This is a genomic window from Amphibacillus indicireducens (assembly GCF_039539605.1).
GTDB lineage: Bacteria > Bacillota > Bacilli > Bacillales > Amphibacillaceae > Amphibacillus > Amphibacillus indicireducens.
In genome coordinates, this window is sequence record NZ_BAABDL010000145.1 from 1 (window position 1) to 15,560 (window position 15,560).

Below are 15,560 nucleotides of genomic sequence, written 5' to 3' on the forward strand. Positions count from 1 at the left end.
TCGGTTGTGAAGCTAATCGTCTCTTATCCAGAATCGTGGTAAACATCGGTTCATATTTTAATTCATCCGCATGATCGTCTGTATGATAGCCGGCAATATGTTGATAAATTTTTTGAATGACAACATCATGGTTGGTATGTTCTCGGTGGTCTACAGGGTCTTTGACTTGAAGGGTTTCTTGAATAGACTGGCTTAATCCAATCTTTTCATCGAACTCTTTATACAATAATAGCCCTGAGTCTGAGGTTAAATTTCCACCATCAAAATTAACTTTGATCATTTTGTTGAAATTAAGTGACTTTTCGATTACACTTTTCATTATGGAGCCCTCCTTGAATTGTGTTTGTTTAGTCACTTATACAATATCAAAGATCGGGCTCCTTTTCACTTAATTAGTGAAATGCCAAATGTTCTTTTTTTATTGATTTGATGCAGTTTCTTAAGGGTTTGTGGTGGGACTGTGAATAATCTGGGGTAAATATTAGCATTCAAGCTTTGTGTTTATGTTAAAAAAGTGCGTACTTTTTTTAGTTTTTAGTACATGTACACCAGTTTACAAGTTTGACTAAGCTACCCAATCCTTATTGAGGAAGCCCTGAACAGATTCTTTAATTGTAGAATAAATTTTAGCACTTTCGAAGCTCAATACGAAACTGTCAAATATTAATTCTTTTGTAATTTGAACGCCTACAGTTCTTTTGATCAATTGTGGACTTTTGAATTGATACTTTTCGTATCTTTTGTCCATGAAGGGTAACAAACACGCAAAAGTATATGCTACAAACAATAGATTAACATATCTTTCGATTGCGGCCTTGTTTCTCACCATATAGTTACCGAAGGACCAAAAAAATTTATGCTGGTAAAACATCACCTCGATGTTCCATCTCATTCGATAAGTAGTCAGTGTTTTACTGGTACATTCATCTTCATTTTGATCAGTCAATGCTTCTTTGGTATTTAGGGCGGTATTTATAGTTTTAATTTCATCAGGATTGATGCTGCTAATAAAAACTCTTATGGATGAGAACGGTTTAATATCTGTAGCGGTTACTGTAACGTAAATAGGTTCTTCAAATAAATTAGTCATTACTTTCTTCTCAGCAACATAGTATTCACCTATCTTAGTGTAGGAAAATTCTCTGGCATTTAGTTTTCTACCTTTTTTTCTAGGTCTCCCCCTTTTCCCCGTAGGAGCTGGAGGAAGATCATATATGGCAGTATCATGACGTACTGCACCTACGACTTCTAGATTATCAAATTCTTTTACAGTATCTAGGATAGATCCTTTACTATACCAGCTATCACACAATAAAATTACTTGAAACATCTCAAGTTGAGGCATGATACATTTAATTATTTGTGATGCCATTTCAAGTTTGTTCTGCTCCTTTGAATACAGGCGATAGCCTATTGGTATACTTAAGTACTTCGCTTTATCTTGGTAATATAAAGGAATATTCAACATCACAGATACAAAGCAATGACCATTAAGATATTTGGTTCCATTCTTTTTTGTATGGTCAAAATGTTTAACATAACAATCAAATTTAGCACCGTATTTTGCTTGAAGAGTATCATCAATTGTTATAAATAAGGTGTTCTGTCTTAATTTTTCTGGTATCAAGGATAAAGCGATAGCAACTGTGATAGTGGTTAGGGCTTCTATTGGAAATTTTGAATAGGATAAAAAGTAATATATTGAATTCAGAACCTTATCGGTGTGTTTCTTGATGAAACTATCATAAACAAATTGTATAGATCTTACTTCTTCTGTGCAGAGGATCCCCATAATGAGCCAGTAGAAAATATCAAAGCTCCGCTTCTTGAAAACTGATCTATACTGCATTAAATATTGATGTAATGTTTGTTTCATTGAATTACTGGAAATACTAATCATATCAGATACCTCCTAGGGTGTTGTTTTGTGATGAGATTAGTATTCCTAGGATTTAGGTATCTGTTTTTGTTATTTTATGGAATTGTTTTTTCAAATCACTACATTACTTGTAAAGTGGTGTACATGTATTTAGTAGTTAAAAAACAAATTGACAATAGAATAAGTTTGATATATAATTTATTTTAATATTTAAGCTTGATGGTTTCAATATCACTATAAATGTTAAATGTATTAGCATTATGATAATATTTGATTGTCTATATGAAAATACCGAATGGCTTTATAAATTTCATTGAAATTAAACAGTATACTACGTGTGGTAATTAAATATATGGAATTTCTTTATTAGGAGGGGAAAACCATAAAAAAAGGTCAGTTAGAAGCCGAAATAAGTAGAGCATTAACTCAATGGGAAAAGGATTTTTTGGGTAGAGGGTCTGTAACGGTTAAGACTGACATTCTCAGAGACATGGTCATTGTGGTCTTAAAGGGTATCTTAACACCTGCAGAATATAAACTCTCGGAAACACTAGAAGGTTTATTGTCAATAAAAAAAATCCGCGCTAACTTAGTTGAGGTAGGTAGAGATAAACTAGGTGGAATTATTACAGAACAAACTGGTGAAGAAGTTATATCTTTCCATACAGATATTAGTACTAGAAATGGTGAAAGAGTTATGATATTTAAATTAACTTCTGATTTGGAGAAAAAAATAATGCTTTAATAAACATATATACTGGGAGAACTGAGAAAGTCCATTTATGAGTAAACTAAATGAACAGTTGAAGTTAAACCGACTATTTTTAATGTAAGGAAGTATCGCCACTAACTATAAGTGCGATAACTTCCCCTGTTAAAATGGTCGGTTTTTTTATTTTTCCCCCAAGACTATACAATCTAATATAAGTTGATTGGCAAATGAAATGCATAAATTTGCTTGTTGTGTAAGAGGTGAAGTAATTAAAGTGTTAAAAGAATAAGGAGAAAAAGCTTTATAAAATACATTACAAAGTAGGGTGACAAAATGAGTTCTTTAGAAATTGCTTTTAGCAACATGGCATCTCCAGCGATATTATTTTTTATACTAGGGGTCATTGCGGTCTCTGTTAAATCAGATTTGGAAATACCGGATTCGATTGGTTCAGCTATAACGTTATATATTTTAATATCTATCGGACTAAAGGGGGGCGTATCAGTTAGTAAAACTGGCGTTCAGGGATTAATAATATATGCTTTAGCCGCGGTCATTATTGGTATTGTAATTACTACTCTAGTATATGTTATAATGTCTAAGATTGGATTTGATTCGTCTAATGCCGGATCGATAGCAGGGCATTATGGGGCATGTAGTAGTGTAACCCTTACATCAACTTTAGTTTTTCTGCAACAAACAGGAGCTAATTTTGAGGAGTTTGTACCTGCTTTATACCCTTTCATGGATACCGCAGCATTAATTACTGCTATTATTCTGGGCTATACGGGCTTAAAGAAGAAATCTACAGAAACAGATAAAAGTGAATACGCCATAAAAGACATATTACGTATTTCTTTAACAGCTAAAACGACATTAATGATCTTTGGTGGTTTTCTAATTGGGCTTATCTCAGGTGTTGAAGGTACAAAAAGTCTTATGCCATTTTATGATAATATTTTCAAGGGAGTATTTACAGTTTTTATGCTTAATATAGGGCTACTTACCGGTTCAAGATTATATGAATTGAAAAATGTCAGACCAATTACATTTTTATTAGCGATTATCCTACCACCAATCCACGCTACTATCGCCATAATTTTAGCTACTTTTATTGGCTTGAGTCCTGGAGGAGCAACAATATTGGCAGCCTTAGCCAGTGGTGCGTCCTATATAACTGCACCTGCAGTGATGAGAGATACTTTCCCTGATGCTAATCCATCTTTAGGTCTAGCCATAGCTTTAGGGATTGTTTTTCCATTTAATATTATACTTGGAATTCCACTTTATTATCATTTAGCAATTATGATTTCTCAATTTATTAAATAGGAGTGGTTCAACGTGTTAAAACAGGTAGAAAAACTAATAATAATAACTGAAAGAATAATAATTTCTAAAATAATAAAATATATAGAGTCTTTAGAAATTAAAGCTTACACTATTTATCACGATGTCTCAGGACAAGGTCAAAGAGGTATGAGGTCAGTATCTGGAGGGCTTAGCAGGTTGGGTGAAAATATAAGAATAGAAATAATAATTGAGGATGAAGAACAAGCTGTGGAAGTGGCTGAAAAGATATACAATAAATATTTGTCTTCAAGGTATGCCGGAATAGTATATTTAGAAAAAATTCGAGTAGTTAAGTAATTATACAAAAACACCCAGTATATCTATATAGAAGGAGTTTAGCTAATGGATAAAAGGAAAATTATTCACTCTCTTTTCAAAAATCGTGTAGCGATATTAGCAACGATGCATAAAAAAGAAGAAGTAATATCACCGATACTAGAAAATGAATTAGGAATTGAAATTGTTGTTCCTGAAGGATTTAATACGGATCAGTTTGGGACATTTACTGGAGATATAGAGCGTATGGGTGATCAATATGATGCTGCTAGACATAAGGCAATGGGAGCTATGCACTTATATGATAAAACCTTAGCTTTTGCCAGTGAAGGTTCCTTTGGCCCCCACCCAGTCATTCCATTTTTACCATTTAACCGAGAAATAGTAGTATTAATTGATAAGGAGAATGATATAGAAATCAGTGGCATTACAACCACAACAGAAACTAATTATGGTCATAAGGTAGTAAGAAACTTTCAAGAGGCCTATGAATTTTCCGTAGAAAAAGGATTTCCAGAGCATCGAGTTGTTATAAAAGTGAATCAGTTTACAAGTGATAAAAATCATATGATTAAAGGTATAACAAATAAAGCGGATCTTGAAAATGCGGTTGAATTTGCTCTAAAGAATTCTTATGATGGAGAAATATATATAGAAACTGATATGAGAGCATTATATAATCCAACTAGAATGAGAAGTATTGAGGCTGCTACTAATAATCTTATTAAGAATATGGTTAGGGTGTCAAAACCTAACCATAGGATACTCTCTCTTTTCTGTCATGGCTTAGATTGCGAAGCAATCATATTGTTTTTTATTGTTTAATGCAAGATTTTAATATGGTATAATGGGTAGTATAAAAAGGAAATTAGGTGAATCGATTGAAATTAGAATTAAGGGATATTCAAAAAAGTTTTGGCAACCAGTCTGTATTAAAAGGCTGTTCCTACACTTTCGAACAGGGAAACATTTATGGTTTGCTCGGCCGTAACGGTGCAGGTAAAACCACCTTATTTAATATTTTGTATGAAGAAATGAAACAAGATTCCGGGACATTTACCTTGCATATTGACGGAAAAGAACGGGCCGTTGATCCGGAAGATATCGGTATGGTCTTTACAGATAATTACTTACCAGAGTTTTTAACAGGTTATGAATTTGTTTCCTTTTTCTTGGATTTACATAAACAGGAGAATCAGTTAAGTGTAGATGAATACTTGGATATCGTCAGTATTGATGAAGAAAGCCGTCATCGCATTATAAAAACGTATTCGAGTGGGATGCAGAGTAAGTTGTCTCTTTTAACAGTGATTATCACCCAGCCAAAAATCATTCTACTAGACGAGCCATTAACGGCAGTGGATGTCGTCAGCGGGATAGAGTTAAAACAATTATTCATGAATCTGAAATCAGAATCGATTATTATTTTATCGACCCACATGCTTCAGTTAGCTGAGGACATGTGTGATGAATTAGTTCTTCTAAAAGGCGGTCTCCTCTCTTCCATGGAGGACTTCAGATCGGAAGAACAATTCGAAAAACAAATCATACAGGCCTTGAGTGAGGAGTCGAGTGCTTTATGACGGCTTTATTTTTGACCATTTTCAATATGCAGTTTCGCTTTAATTACAATAAAGTCATTTATTATTTCCAGAAGTTTCCCGTTTTAGGGAAGCACATTCCGGATAGTTTATATAAAGGCACCCAAGCTAAAAAGTCTTTATCGATTCTTTTGCTTGTTTTTACTGTACTTCAGAACCTGATAAAAAAAATTCTTTTTTTCAGCTTTTTATTTATGTTGAGCCATGCGATTCTTTCAGTCACTGATAGAACTTCTCTGACCCAACCGACTATTTTTATCAGTCTGCTTTTATTTAATGTCCTGATTTCTGGCACGGCAAGTAAAACACTTTTTATTAATACAGCAAGCCAACAGGATTTAGTAGCAATCAAATTATTTAGAATCCCGCCGAAAGCTTATTATTTGGCACAGTTTATGTTTGAGTACATCCAGTATATTGTGTTCAATAGTCTCGTCGGTGGGGTGTTCTTCTACTTGCAAGACATCCCCGTTTGGTATGCTCCCCTGCTGTTTATTTGTGTAGCTGGCATCCGCTTATTTTCTCAAGCGACAGCCATACAATTTTACCGATGGGGCCTGAATCCAAAGAAAGAGTTTTGGACATGGGTAATGATCCTGGCATCTGTAATTAGTTGGAGTGTGTCAGTTGTTATCATTCACTTTGATCTCTATCTTCCAGTGACTTTGATACCTTCTGTCTGGTTTATATTATTCAGTACACTTTTATTTGTTTTGGGTGTTTTGGGTTGGAAGCATGGCAATGTTCTAAATCCAATTGCTTATCAAGCACTAAGTTTTGAGACATTAAAAACACATATGAATGCCGTTGAGACTATTAATGCAACGGGTGTCACTTTGGAAGAAACCGATTATAAAGGGATTCGAAATAAAGAAGCATTGGAAAGTAAAGTCGGCATCGACTATTTAAATGCCCACTTTTTTGAAAGAACCAGGCATCACCTTAAAAAGCATATTCGCAGGCGTTTCCTGTTTACTTTTTTTGGCGTCCTCGCTCTTCTCATTTTGTATGTTGTTGTCGGAGAGTCTATTCCAGACTCGCAAACCTTTCTCTATGGCATGAGCTTTATTAGCTTCATTGCTAGTCAATATTTCTATTACGGTGAAGAGTTTTCGAAGTTTTGTTTTTATAACCTCGACCGCAAGTTAATGAAGTACCGTTTTTACCGCAATCCGGACATTGTGATGGCATCGATTAAAATACGGTTCATCAAAGCATTGAAATTAAATACGCCTGTTTTGCTTGTGTTAATGAGCGCCACGACTCTATTGTTTGTCTTGTCAGAGACTATTGCCTTATGGGCCCTTTTACTCACCCTTGGCTTCCAAGTCTTACTGATGGTTTTTTTCAGCTTAAATTATCTGATTCTTTATTATCTGTTGCAGCCATATACGGAATCAATGAAAACCAAAAGTCCGGTGTATACAACGATTAACTCTGTTTTTCTCATCCTTTTTTTCGTTGTTATCTATTCGGACGTGGCCCTGTTACCGGTGATTGTCCCGATACTGGCTCTCTTTATGATGATTTACCTGCCGATTGGATTATTAGCCGTTTACAAACTGGCACCCACACAATTTAAATTACGATTATGAGGTAATGCCAAAAGTTCTATGAAAAATCAGATTATTCCTGTTCGAAGGTATGATATTCCCAAATAGGATACTTTTTTAAATGACAAAGATGTTTTTTAAAAGTTTTCAAGCGGAATTAAGCGAAGAAAAGAATCTGAATTTTAAAAATGGATAACACAAAAAGACCCTCCTGTTTTAGCTTTTTTAAACAAGTTGGTTAAGGAAAGTAACCTTTATTCAGCTGAGGTGCTTTTAAGGAGACCATTCCCTAAGTTTAATAACCGAATCCATTTGTCAGGCATATTTTCAACACCGTCATGAACATAAGGTATCCGAACGGGAACTTTATTGTCTAATGCTTGATGAGGTCTTAAAAAATTGAAACAAGCCGTAAAACAGGCGATATGGGCTCGTGCACCGTTTTGTGATTTGAAACCGTGTGTTCCTCGATAATTCCCTTTGTATGTACGGTTTAATCGTTCGATTATTTGTTTAAGGGGACGGTATTCTTTTGAGACGTCGTCTTCGTTGGTTAATCCAATAACTTGTGTCACATCAAACTGAAAACCGTGTTGGGATAGATAATGTTGAGCTAATTTGTAAATGGGATTACCATCAACGACGAGGTTCAGATCTTCTGGTACGCCTTCTAAGGCGTAATGAGACAGCACATCGTGAACAGCCCTTATCGCCAACTCGGTATTGCGCTTAGCTGATAAACGTTGGGATAAGATAATTTTCTTTTTAGCATCAAAGAAATAACAGATATAGTTCCACTTTCCTTTGACGCGTATATAAGTCTCATCTCCACAAATCTCATTTGATAGCTCGTAAGGATAATCTTGAGTGAGAGGTAAGAGTTGCGCACCTGCTGCTGAAGCATAGTTTAAGACCGTTTGGCGACTGATCTTCACCCCGTGAAGGTCATAAAGTAAAGCGGCTACTTTTGGGGCTGGCAACCCATAGTTCACATGAAGCGTAAGGATTTCCCTTAATAATCGAGGAGACGCATGAATCTTTGCTAAATCAACAGGCGCTTTGATTAATCCGTAGGATTTAATGTCTTCGAGATTTAAGTGAAAAGACCGGTAAATATAACGTAGCTTAAAATAATAAGGAGATGTTTCAAAAAGCTCTTTTTGCTTATCAGTTAAGTTAGTTCGCTCTTGCTGGTAGTAAGGGCAGAGATTGTTTCGACATTTATAGATATCAAATTCAGTCCGCTCTTTAATTTTATCCAGATGTTTTTCGCAATGTGGACAGAACAACTGAATGTCTTTAGAAAATCGATTCTTTTCATGAAATCGGGCATCACATACTTTGCACAAGTATTGCCCTTTATTCCCATTGTTTTTGTAGAGATAGTCATGTGGGGCTCCACACTTGGGACAACGAACAGACTCGGGCACGGCAGTAGATGAGTTATGTCGGCGTACTTTTTTTATAGGTTTGCTAACATCTTCAGCTTCTTTTAAGAGGTCCTTGTAATTAAGGCGCTCAATTTCTACAACATTAGGCGGATCATCGAGTGTCATTTTCTTATAATCAAGCTTGGTAATATCTGTTCCTTTACTCGGACGACCAGTGTCGTCCTCAAGCCAATTAATATAATCACTTAATTTATTTATTAATTGGGCTTGCCACTTGATTTTTTCAATCAAATACATGATAATTTGAAGTAGATTAGGCATCTCTTTTCTCTCCTTTTAAATGGGTTTGCATGACTTCATTTTATCAAAAAAGGGGAGGGAGAGGTGCTTTTTTGTGCAAAAGATTGATTTACAAGCAATAAACGAAGAAATTAACTATAAAATGGTTAGGGTGTCAAAACCTAACCGGTTTACTACTTTTCCTTGTTAACAGTGCGATTTTGCCCGCTCTTTTGGTATAATAGACGTATCAAAATGCTGACGGAAGGTGCTATCATGTCGTTTAAACCAAATAATAAAAACGAAATGGATTTATTTAATGATTCTTACATTCAGACTTCTGAACGAACAAAAAAATGGATAAAAAATTCATGGGCAGAACCCTTTGCCCAACTAATTTTTCCGGCTATCAATGAAAAGCGCTTTGAAATCCTTTATCACGAAGAGAATGGTCGTCCGAATACACCGATTAACTATATTCTAGGTGCACTTATTCTGAAAGAAATTCTTTCTTTGACGGATGAGGATTTAAAACTTCGTTGCCATACAGACATTGCGATTCATCATGCCCTTCATTCAACCAGCTGGGATGACCAACCCGTTAGCGATCGAACGTTTAGTCGTTTCAGAGAACGGTGTTACCTGTATGAATTAGAAACAGGCATTGATCTGATTCAAGCAGAAATGGAAGCTTTGTCCGATAAACTTATGGAGTATTTCGAAATCAACCCAACGAAAAAGCGAATGGACAGTCTAATGATTGCTTCCAACACGCGAAATCTGTCTCGACTCGAATTACTTTATACGTGTATCGAAAGAGTCGTCCGTAAAATAGAAACACTATATCCCTCTTTTGAATTGAGTGCGTACCAACAGTACCTCGATTCATATCATGAGAATGAGTTTATTTACCATAGTGATCAACCGTATGATGAAAAATTACAAGTCATCCTTTTGGATGCTTTTGGATTGAAAGAAACATTTGAATCCACATTAAAAGAGGACACAGACTTTCATCTTCTTTGTCGTGTCATCAATGATCAAACAACAACAGATGAGGATGGGACTATTTCTCTAAAAAAGGGGAAAGAGATCAGTCCCACAAGTCTTCAAACACCGATTGAACCAGAGGCCACTTATCGTTATAAATCTGGGAAACATCACAAAGGTTATGTCGCAAATATTGTAGAAACGGTTGATGAAAATCTTTCCTTCATCACGCACTATTCTTTTGATGCGAATATACAAAGTGATGTTCATTTTGCCTATGAAGCGATTGAAAAATTGGGTAAACAAGAAGAACCAACAGTTCTTGTATCTGATGGTGCCTATGATTCTGAAGACGCAAGAATCTTGGGTAAAACCAATGGGATTGATCTCGTAACTACCGAATTAAAAGGACGCTCACCGAATCCTGCTTACGCAGGCATTATCATCGATGAAGAAAAGAATATGGTCGAACTTCCCGATGGGTTAAAAGCCCAATCGGTTAGTTATTATGAGAAAACAGACATGTATCGAGCGGTCTTTGATAAAGCGGACTGTTCCTCAGCCTCAGATAACCAAGAAGCCTATGGCATGATGAAAGAACAAAAGAAAACAAACGTCTTAATGATTTCACCAAGGATGATTCAGCGAGCCAATCAAGCAAAACAGATGAAGACGAAAGAATTCCTCAAATATACTTATTTTAGAAACGGAGTAGAAGGCATTCCTTCTGTTCTTCGACGCGCTTACGATATCGACCGAATTCCATTCAGGGGACGAGTGCGTAAAAAACACAGTCTTGGGATAAAAATAATGGCAATAAACGCTAAAAGAGCCATCAAACACCAACACAATCAGGAAAAAGTGATGGCATAAAGAGGAGTCCCTCTTTTATTTTTTAAAACTGTATACTTTTGAGCATTTCAAGTTGATTAAGTGCTTAAAATTATGGGGTTTTGACACCATAATCAGAATATATTCAATCTCTGCCCGAAATGTGGATGGCCAGGTTTTAAGTTGATAAATAAAAAGGAAGGGTTACCTTGTAGCTGGTGTGGCCTCCCTACTAAATTAGCACTGTCATATCACTACAATTGCAAAAAATGTGGATATACTGAAGAAAAATTATATCCAAATGGAGCAAAACAAGCAGATCCAGGAAACTGTCAATATTGTAATCCATAAATTATTAAAAAATTAAAATTAAAATAAAAAAACTTGTTATATTACTGTAAAGAAGCACTTTATTCCCTCAAAAAACAGCTCGCTTTGTTTACATTCTTCCAGATTAAAGACTGTACTTTCCTGAAGTAATATGCTAAATTTTTGCATATTAAAAGGGGGAGTTTTTTTATGATCATTTTACACGACTTTAAAATTGAAATTGAAGAATACAATGCACGGGGAAAAAAGAATTGCTTTCCAATATTCGAACGTTGTCCTGGTTGCGACTGTATTTCACAAGGGAACTTACATAGAAATGGATTTTATTTCCGGTATGGGTTAAAAGAAGACAAGGAATTTTATATTCCTATCTGTCGTTTAAGATGCTTGTCTTGTAAAGTGAGTATTTCGATTTTACCCAGTTTTCTTATCCCTTATTTCCAACATACATTACATATGATTATTACGCTGTTTTAGACCCACCTATACGCTAGAATGAGTCCTTCAATATCCATTCCGAGTCCACTTGTTCGTTCTTAGAGTCCACTAAATAGCCACGCTCGGTGAAAGCGTGGCTTGTGTGACAGGATTTAGTTGGTACTTGCTTTAGCTAACTGTTCTCGCATATTTAATTGACCTGTATCAAACCATACGGCATTATGCACGATTCTATCCATGATGGCGTCCGCATGAACACCGCCTCCTAATCTTTTATGCCAATCTGACTTTCTAAATTGTGTACAATAGATGGTGGAGCCGGAGTCGTAGCGACGTTCAATGATTTCGAAGAGAAATTTCAGGTCATCTTCTGATAAATCATCTAGTAGCCATTCATCTTATGGAAAGTAATTTATTATGCAAAGTCAGACGCTAATACAGTTGATTTCATACACTTTTTTTGTTTCTAACTTTACATAAATATAGTATCCTAAATCCAAAAGGAGGAAGAGATGATGGATACTATTGAAGCTTTGATAAGGAGTGCCACTTTACATTTAGATGATTTGGGTTACGCTGAAGGAACAAAAATTCGCTATAAGGGGTGTTGGAATCGCTTCAAAAAATATGCCAATTTGAAAAATGTTCAGGATTTTTCTCTTGAATTTGGTTATAAGTTTTTGGCAGATCACTATAGAGTCGATTTTGATCTTACATTAACACATTTTCAAAGGTTTACTGTCCGCTGCATTAAAGTATTGAATGAATTTTCTGAAGACAAACCATATATTCAATGCTATCAACGGAAAGGGCTTCAAGTTCCCGACTGTTTCTTTGATCTTCTTATGAATTATATCGAAAACCTTCAAATTTCCGGCTTGGCATCTCGAACCATTCAGGGAAAGCGAATTACCTTAACGCAATTTCTTTGTTTCCTTGAAACAAATGGGATTAATGAGATTTCAAAGGTACAACCGCAAATTGTTTTGAGATATATTGAATTATTAGTGGATTATGCGACCTCTACTGCGGCTACTATTTTGTTTACCTTGAGAGACTTCTTTAATTTTATCAGTGTAAATAATTATAACGGCTACCATTTAACTCGACTTTTCCCAGTGATTCGATCAAATAAGTTTGAAAGACTACCATCTTACTATACAGTTGAGGAAATCCGAGATGTACTTGCTAGTGTGGATCGAAGTACAACGATTGGTCGGCGTGATTACCTTGTTTTGGTATTGGCTATTCAGTTTGGGTTACGCGCAGGAGACATCAGAAAATTGAAACTAGATGATATTAAATGGCACATAGATAAGATTGAATTTATTCAAGAGAAAACGAAGAATCCCCTGCAACTGCCATTGAGTGATAATGTAAAATATGCATTGATTGATTATTTAAAGAATAGCCGACCACTATCTGATGATCCTCATATTTTCCTTAGGCAACGGGCACCTTATAGGTGTTTTGTAAAAGGGAATGTATTTTGGAGCATCATTAATAAATATTTAAATTTGGCTAAAATTGAGACAAAAGACAGAAAACAGGGCCTTCATGCAATGAGGCATAGTTTGGCTAGTAACCTTCTAATAGGCAATACACCTTTGCCGATTATTACTGGGATTCTGGGACATGAGAATTCAAATACGACCAAAATGTATCTTTGTATAGATATCGAACAGCTCCGTACCGTAGGTTTGGAGGTGCCTTTATGATAAACAAAGAGAAGGAGTATATTTTTGATGGACCATTTGCTGAATATTGCTCAATGTATGTCGATTATAAAAAAGGAATGGGCTACAAATTTCAGACATCATCCTACTATCGGTTAAGACAGATTGATAATTACTTTAAAAAGTATGAACTTAAGCAACAGTTGCTCACCCAAAAGATGGTGGATGATTATGTGAGTAGAAGAGGGAATGAATCTCCTAAAACGCAACATCAAAGGATGAGTACTATCCGACAGTTTGCACTTTTCATGAATACGTTGGGTTTCAATTTTTATATTTTCCCACAAACTGAGTTCGTTAAAAAAATAAATGACTATGTCCCGTACATTTTCACACACGAATAAATGTCAAAAATATGGTTAATTGTTGATGATTTGAATTATTCACCGAGGAGTAAAAATGCGCATTTCATTTATCCAATGCTCTTACGAATGGTGTACGGATGTGGATTACGAATCAATGAAGCACTGACTTTACAAAAAACGAATCTCAATTTAAACAATGGAATTGTCACTGTAAAAAAGGCAAAAAATAATACAACTCGAATGATTCCAATGTCAGAGTCTTTAACGGTTTATTGTCGTTATTATGTCAAAAAAATGGTGTTTGATATGGACAAAGAAGGCTATTTTTATCCTGCACCAGATGGTCAAAAATACAATAGTGGATCAATTTTATGTGGTTTTAGGAAAGTATTACGTGAAGCTGGAATAATTGCTAGCGATTCTACGAATCCAAGAGTACATGACTTACGTCATACCTTTGCCGTTCATTCTTTAGAAAAAATGGTAAGTGAGGGACAGGATATTTATTGCACACTTCCAATATTACAGACATATATGGGGCATCGAGATGTCGAAAGTACAGAAAAGTATCTAAGGCTAACAAGTGACGCCTACAGTAATATCCTTAACTCAACTACGACAATGTATCACGACGTTTTCCCGGAGGTGCGAGAAGATGAATAAGTATAGTTTAGGAAAATACTTATCCGATTACTTTCTTAGATATATCCCTTCAAGAATGAATTATAGTGACAATACTATCAAAGCATATCGGGATACATTCACTGTCTTTTTTAGATATTGCATGGAAGTGCTTCATCTGAGGATAGAAAAGTTGAGTATCACAGATATAAACAAAGATCTTATTGAGAATTTCTTGAATTGGTTGGTAAACGAAAAGGAATATTCCCTTAGAACGCGGAATCAAAGACTTGCTGCGCTTCAGTCCTTCTTCCGTTTTCTACAAATTGAAGCTCCCGAATACCTAGATGTATGCAATACCATACTTTCTATAAAGTCCAAAAAGGTCCCAAATACAGACATGACTTACTTATCAATCCCAGCAATTAAAAAGCTCTTGGCTACCCCAAAAAGTAAGACAAAAGAAGGCAAACGCGATTTGGCCATTTTAACACTACTATATGATACAGGAGCGAGAGTTCAAGAGATTATAGATTTGAATCTTTGTGATTTGAAGTTGTCTCCGCCGGCAACTGTGAAGCTTTTGGGTAAAGGACAAAAAGTCCGTATCATACCAATAATGCCACAGACAACGAAAATAATAAATACTTATATGAACAATTACCAACTGACTGATAAGTGCAACCTTGCGGTTCCGGTTTTCTTTAATAAGCAAAGAAATAAACTGAGTCGTGCTGGCATCACTTATATCCTAAAAAAGTATTTTGAAGAAGCACGCAAGGAAAATTATATTCTTTTTCCATCCAAAATTTCACCTCATTCCCTGAGGCATAGTAAAGCGATGCATTTACTGGAAGGAAACGTTAATTTGATTTATATTCGGGACTTCTTAGGTCATGCATCCGTTTCAACAACGGAGATTTATGCAAAGTCTAATCCAGAATTGAAGCGTAAAGCAATCGAGGAAGCGAGCAGCAATGTGCTTCCACAAGAAACGTTGACCGCAAATGATAAAGAAGTTCTATTAGATTGGTTAAAAGAGCTTATTTAGAGGTAACAACAGCTGAGAATCACCAGTCATTTTTTATTATGTAAAGTTATTTTTTTTAATAGGCGTTGAAATCGCTGTTTCAGCGTCTGACTTTGCATATTAAATTACTTTTCATAAGATGAATTATGGATAGCTTTTCATAACTCATCAATAACTAGCAGGCTATAATTTGAGAATTTTGTGATGAGGTTGGTTACACCTTTAGGTTTAAGTGTCG

Annotated in this window: 15 protein-coding genes and 1 pseudogene; 12 read left to right on the forward strand and 4 right to left on the reverse strand. The window is 35.4% G+C overall.

The annotated features are described in order from the left end of the window. Window positions 1–319, reverse strand: a 319-nt coding sequence (locus ABD814_RS12545) for a transposase (RefSeq protein ID WP_344913847.1), incomplete at its 3' end; no start/stop codon positions are given. A gap of 246 nt (window positions 320–565) precedes the next feature. Then, the gene (locus ABD814_RS12550) at window positions 566–1,900 is read right to left on the reverse strand and encodes an IS701 family transposase (protein WP_344913850.1); all 1,335 of its coding nucleotides are present in this window, start codon (window positions 1,898–1,900) and stop codon (window positions 566–568) included. Between the two features lie 361 nt (window positions 1,901–2,261). On the opposite strand from ABD814_RS12550, the gene ABD814_RS12555 reads away from it, so the two are divergent. From ABD814_RS12555 to ABD814_RS12580, 6 genes are all read left to right on the forward strand, one after another. Next, window positions 2,262–2,624, forward strand: a complete 363-nt coding sequence (locus ABD814_RS12555) for a Na-translocating system protein MpsC family protein (protein ID WP_344913887.1) — start codon at window positions 2,262–2,264, stop codon at window positions 2,622–2,624. A 300-nt stretch (window positions 2,625–2,924) separates the two neighbouring features. Beyond that, the gene (locus ABD814_RS12560; RefSeq protein ID WP_344913853.1) at window positions 2,925–3,920 is read left to right on the forward strand and encodes a sodium-dependent bicarbonate transport family permease; all 996 of its coding nucleotides are present in this window, start codon (window positions 2,925–2,927) and stop codon (window positions 3,918–3,920) included. A 12-nt stretch (window positions 3,921–3,932) separates the two neighbouring features. Further along, window positions 3,933–4,238, forward strand: coding sequence for a P-II family nitrogen regulator (locus tag ABD814_RS12565; protein WP_344913856.1), 306 nt, complete (start codon window positions 3,933–3,935; stop codon window positions 4,236–4,238). A 45-nt stretch (window positions 4,239–4,283) separates the two neighbouring features. Next, a complete protein-coding gene (locus ABD814_RS12570) occupies window positions 4,284–5,042 on the forward strand; it encodes a DUF6671 family protein (protein ID WP_344913859.1) in 759 nt (252 codons plus the stop codon). Window positions 5,043–5,089: 47 nt separating this feature from the next. Continuing rightward, complete coding sequence (locus ABD814_RS12575) at window positions 5,090–5,800, forward strand: ABC transporter ATP-binding protein (protein WP_344913862.1); 711 nt, start codon at window positions 5,090–5,092, stop codon at window positions 5,798–5,800. Continuing rightward, window positions 5,797–7,413 carry a hypothetical protein gene (locus ABD814_RS12580; protein WP_344913865.1) on the forward strand — a complete coding sequence of 539 codons (1,617 nt, stop codon included), beginning with the start codon at window positions 5,797–5,799 and terminating at the stop codon, window positions 7,411–7,413. The genes ABD814_RS12575 and ABD814_RS12580 overlap by 4 nt, the downstream gene beginning before the upstream one ends. Before the next feature lie 212 nt (window positions 7,414–7,625). Here the strand turns inward: ABD814_RS12580 and ABD814_RS12585 are convergent, their stop codons facing one another. Then, the gene (locus ABD814_RS12585; RefSeq protein WP_344913868.1) at window positions 7,626–9,083 is read right to left on the reverse strand and encodes a DDE-type integrase/transposase/recombinase; all 1,458 of its coding nucleotides are present in this window, start codon (window positions 9,081–9,083) and stop codon (window positions 7,626–7,628) included. Between the two features lie 234 nt (window positions 9,084–9,317). Between ABD814_RS12585 and ABD814_RS12590 the strand changes: the two genes are divergently transcribed. Then, on the forward strand, window positions 9,318–10,904 hold the full coding sequence (locus ABD814_RS12590; protein ID WP_344913871.1) for a transposase: 1,587 nt from the start codon (window positions 9,318–9,320) through the stop codon (window positions 10,902–10,904). Window positions 10,905–11,003: 99 nt separating this feature from the next. Next, complete coding sequence (locus tag ABD814_RS13330) at window positions 11,004–11,213, forward strand: DUF6671 family protein (RefSeq protein WP_425549086.1); 210 nt, start codon at window positions 11,004–11,006, stop codon at window positions 11,211–11,213. Between the two features lie 569 nt (window positions 11,214–11,782). On the opposite strand, the pseudogene ABD814_RS13335 reads toward ABD814_RS13330, so the two are convergent. Beyond that, window positions 11,783–12,016: pseudogene (locus tag ABD814_RS13335) on the reverse strand (ATP-binding protein); the annotation flags it as partial. A gap of 129 nt (window positions 12,017–12,145) precedes the next feature. Between ABD814_RS13335 and ABD814_RS12595 the strand changes: the two are divergent. The 4 genes from ABD814_RS12595 to ABD814_RS12610 are packed head-to-tail and all read left to right on the forward strand — an operon-like array spanning window position 12,146 to window position 15,343. After that, window positions 12,146–13,348: a site-specific integrase gene (locus ABD814_RS12595; RefSeq protein ID WP_344913875.1), complete on the forward strand. Its 1,203-nt coding sequence runs from the start codon at window positions 12,146–12,148 to the stop codon at window positions 13,346–13,348. After that, complete coding sequence (locus tag ABD814_RS12600) at window positions 13,345–13,710, forward strand: hypothetical protein (RefSeq protein WP_344913878.1); 366 nt, start codon at window positions 13,345–13,347, stop codon at window positions 13,708–13,710. The genes ABD814_RS12595 and ABD814_RS12600 overlap by 4 nt, the downstream gene beginning before the upstream one ends. Next, on the forward strand, window positions 13,711–14,334 hold the full coding sequence (locus ABD814_RS12605) for a tyrosine-type recombinase/integrase (protein ID WP_344913881.1): 624 nt from the start codon (window positions 13,711–13,713) through the stop codon (window positions 14,332–14,334). After that, complete coding sequence (locus ABD814_RS12610; RefSeq protein ID WP_344913884.1) at window positions 14,327–15,343, forward strand: site-specific integrase; 1,017 nt, start codon at window positions 14,327–14,329, stop codon at window positions 15,341–15,343. The genes ABD814_RS12605 and ABD814_RS12610 overlap by 8 nt, the downstream gene beginning before the upstream one ends. Window positions 15,344–15,560 lie beyond the last annotated feature (217 nt).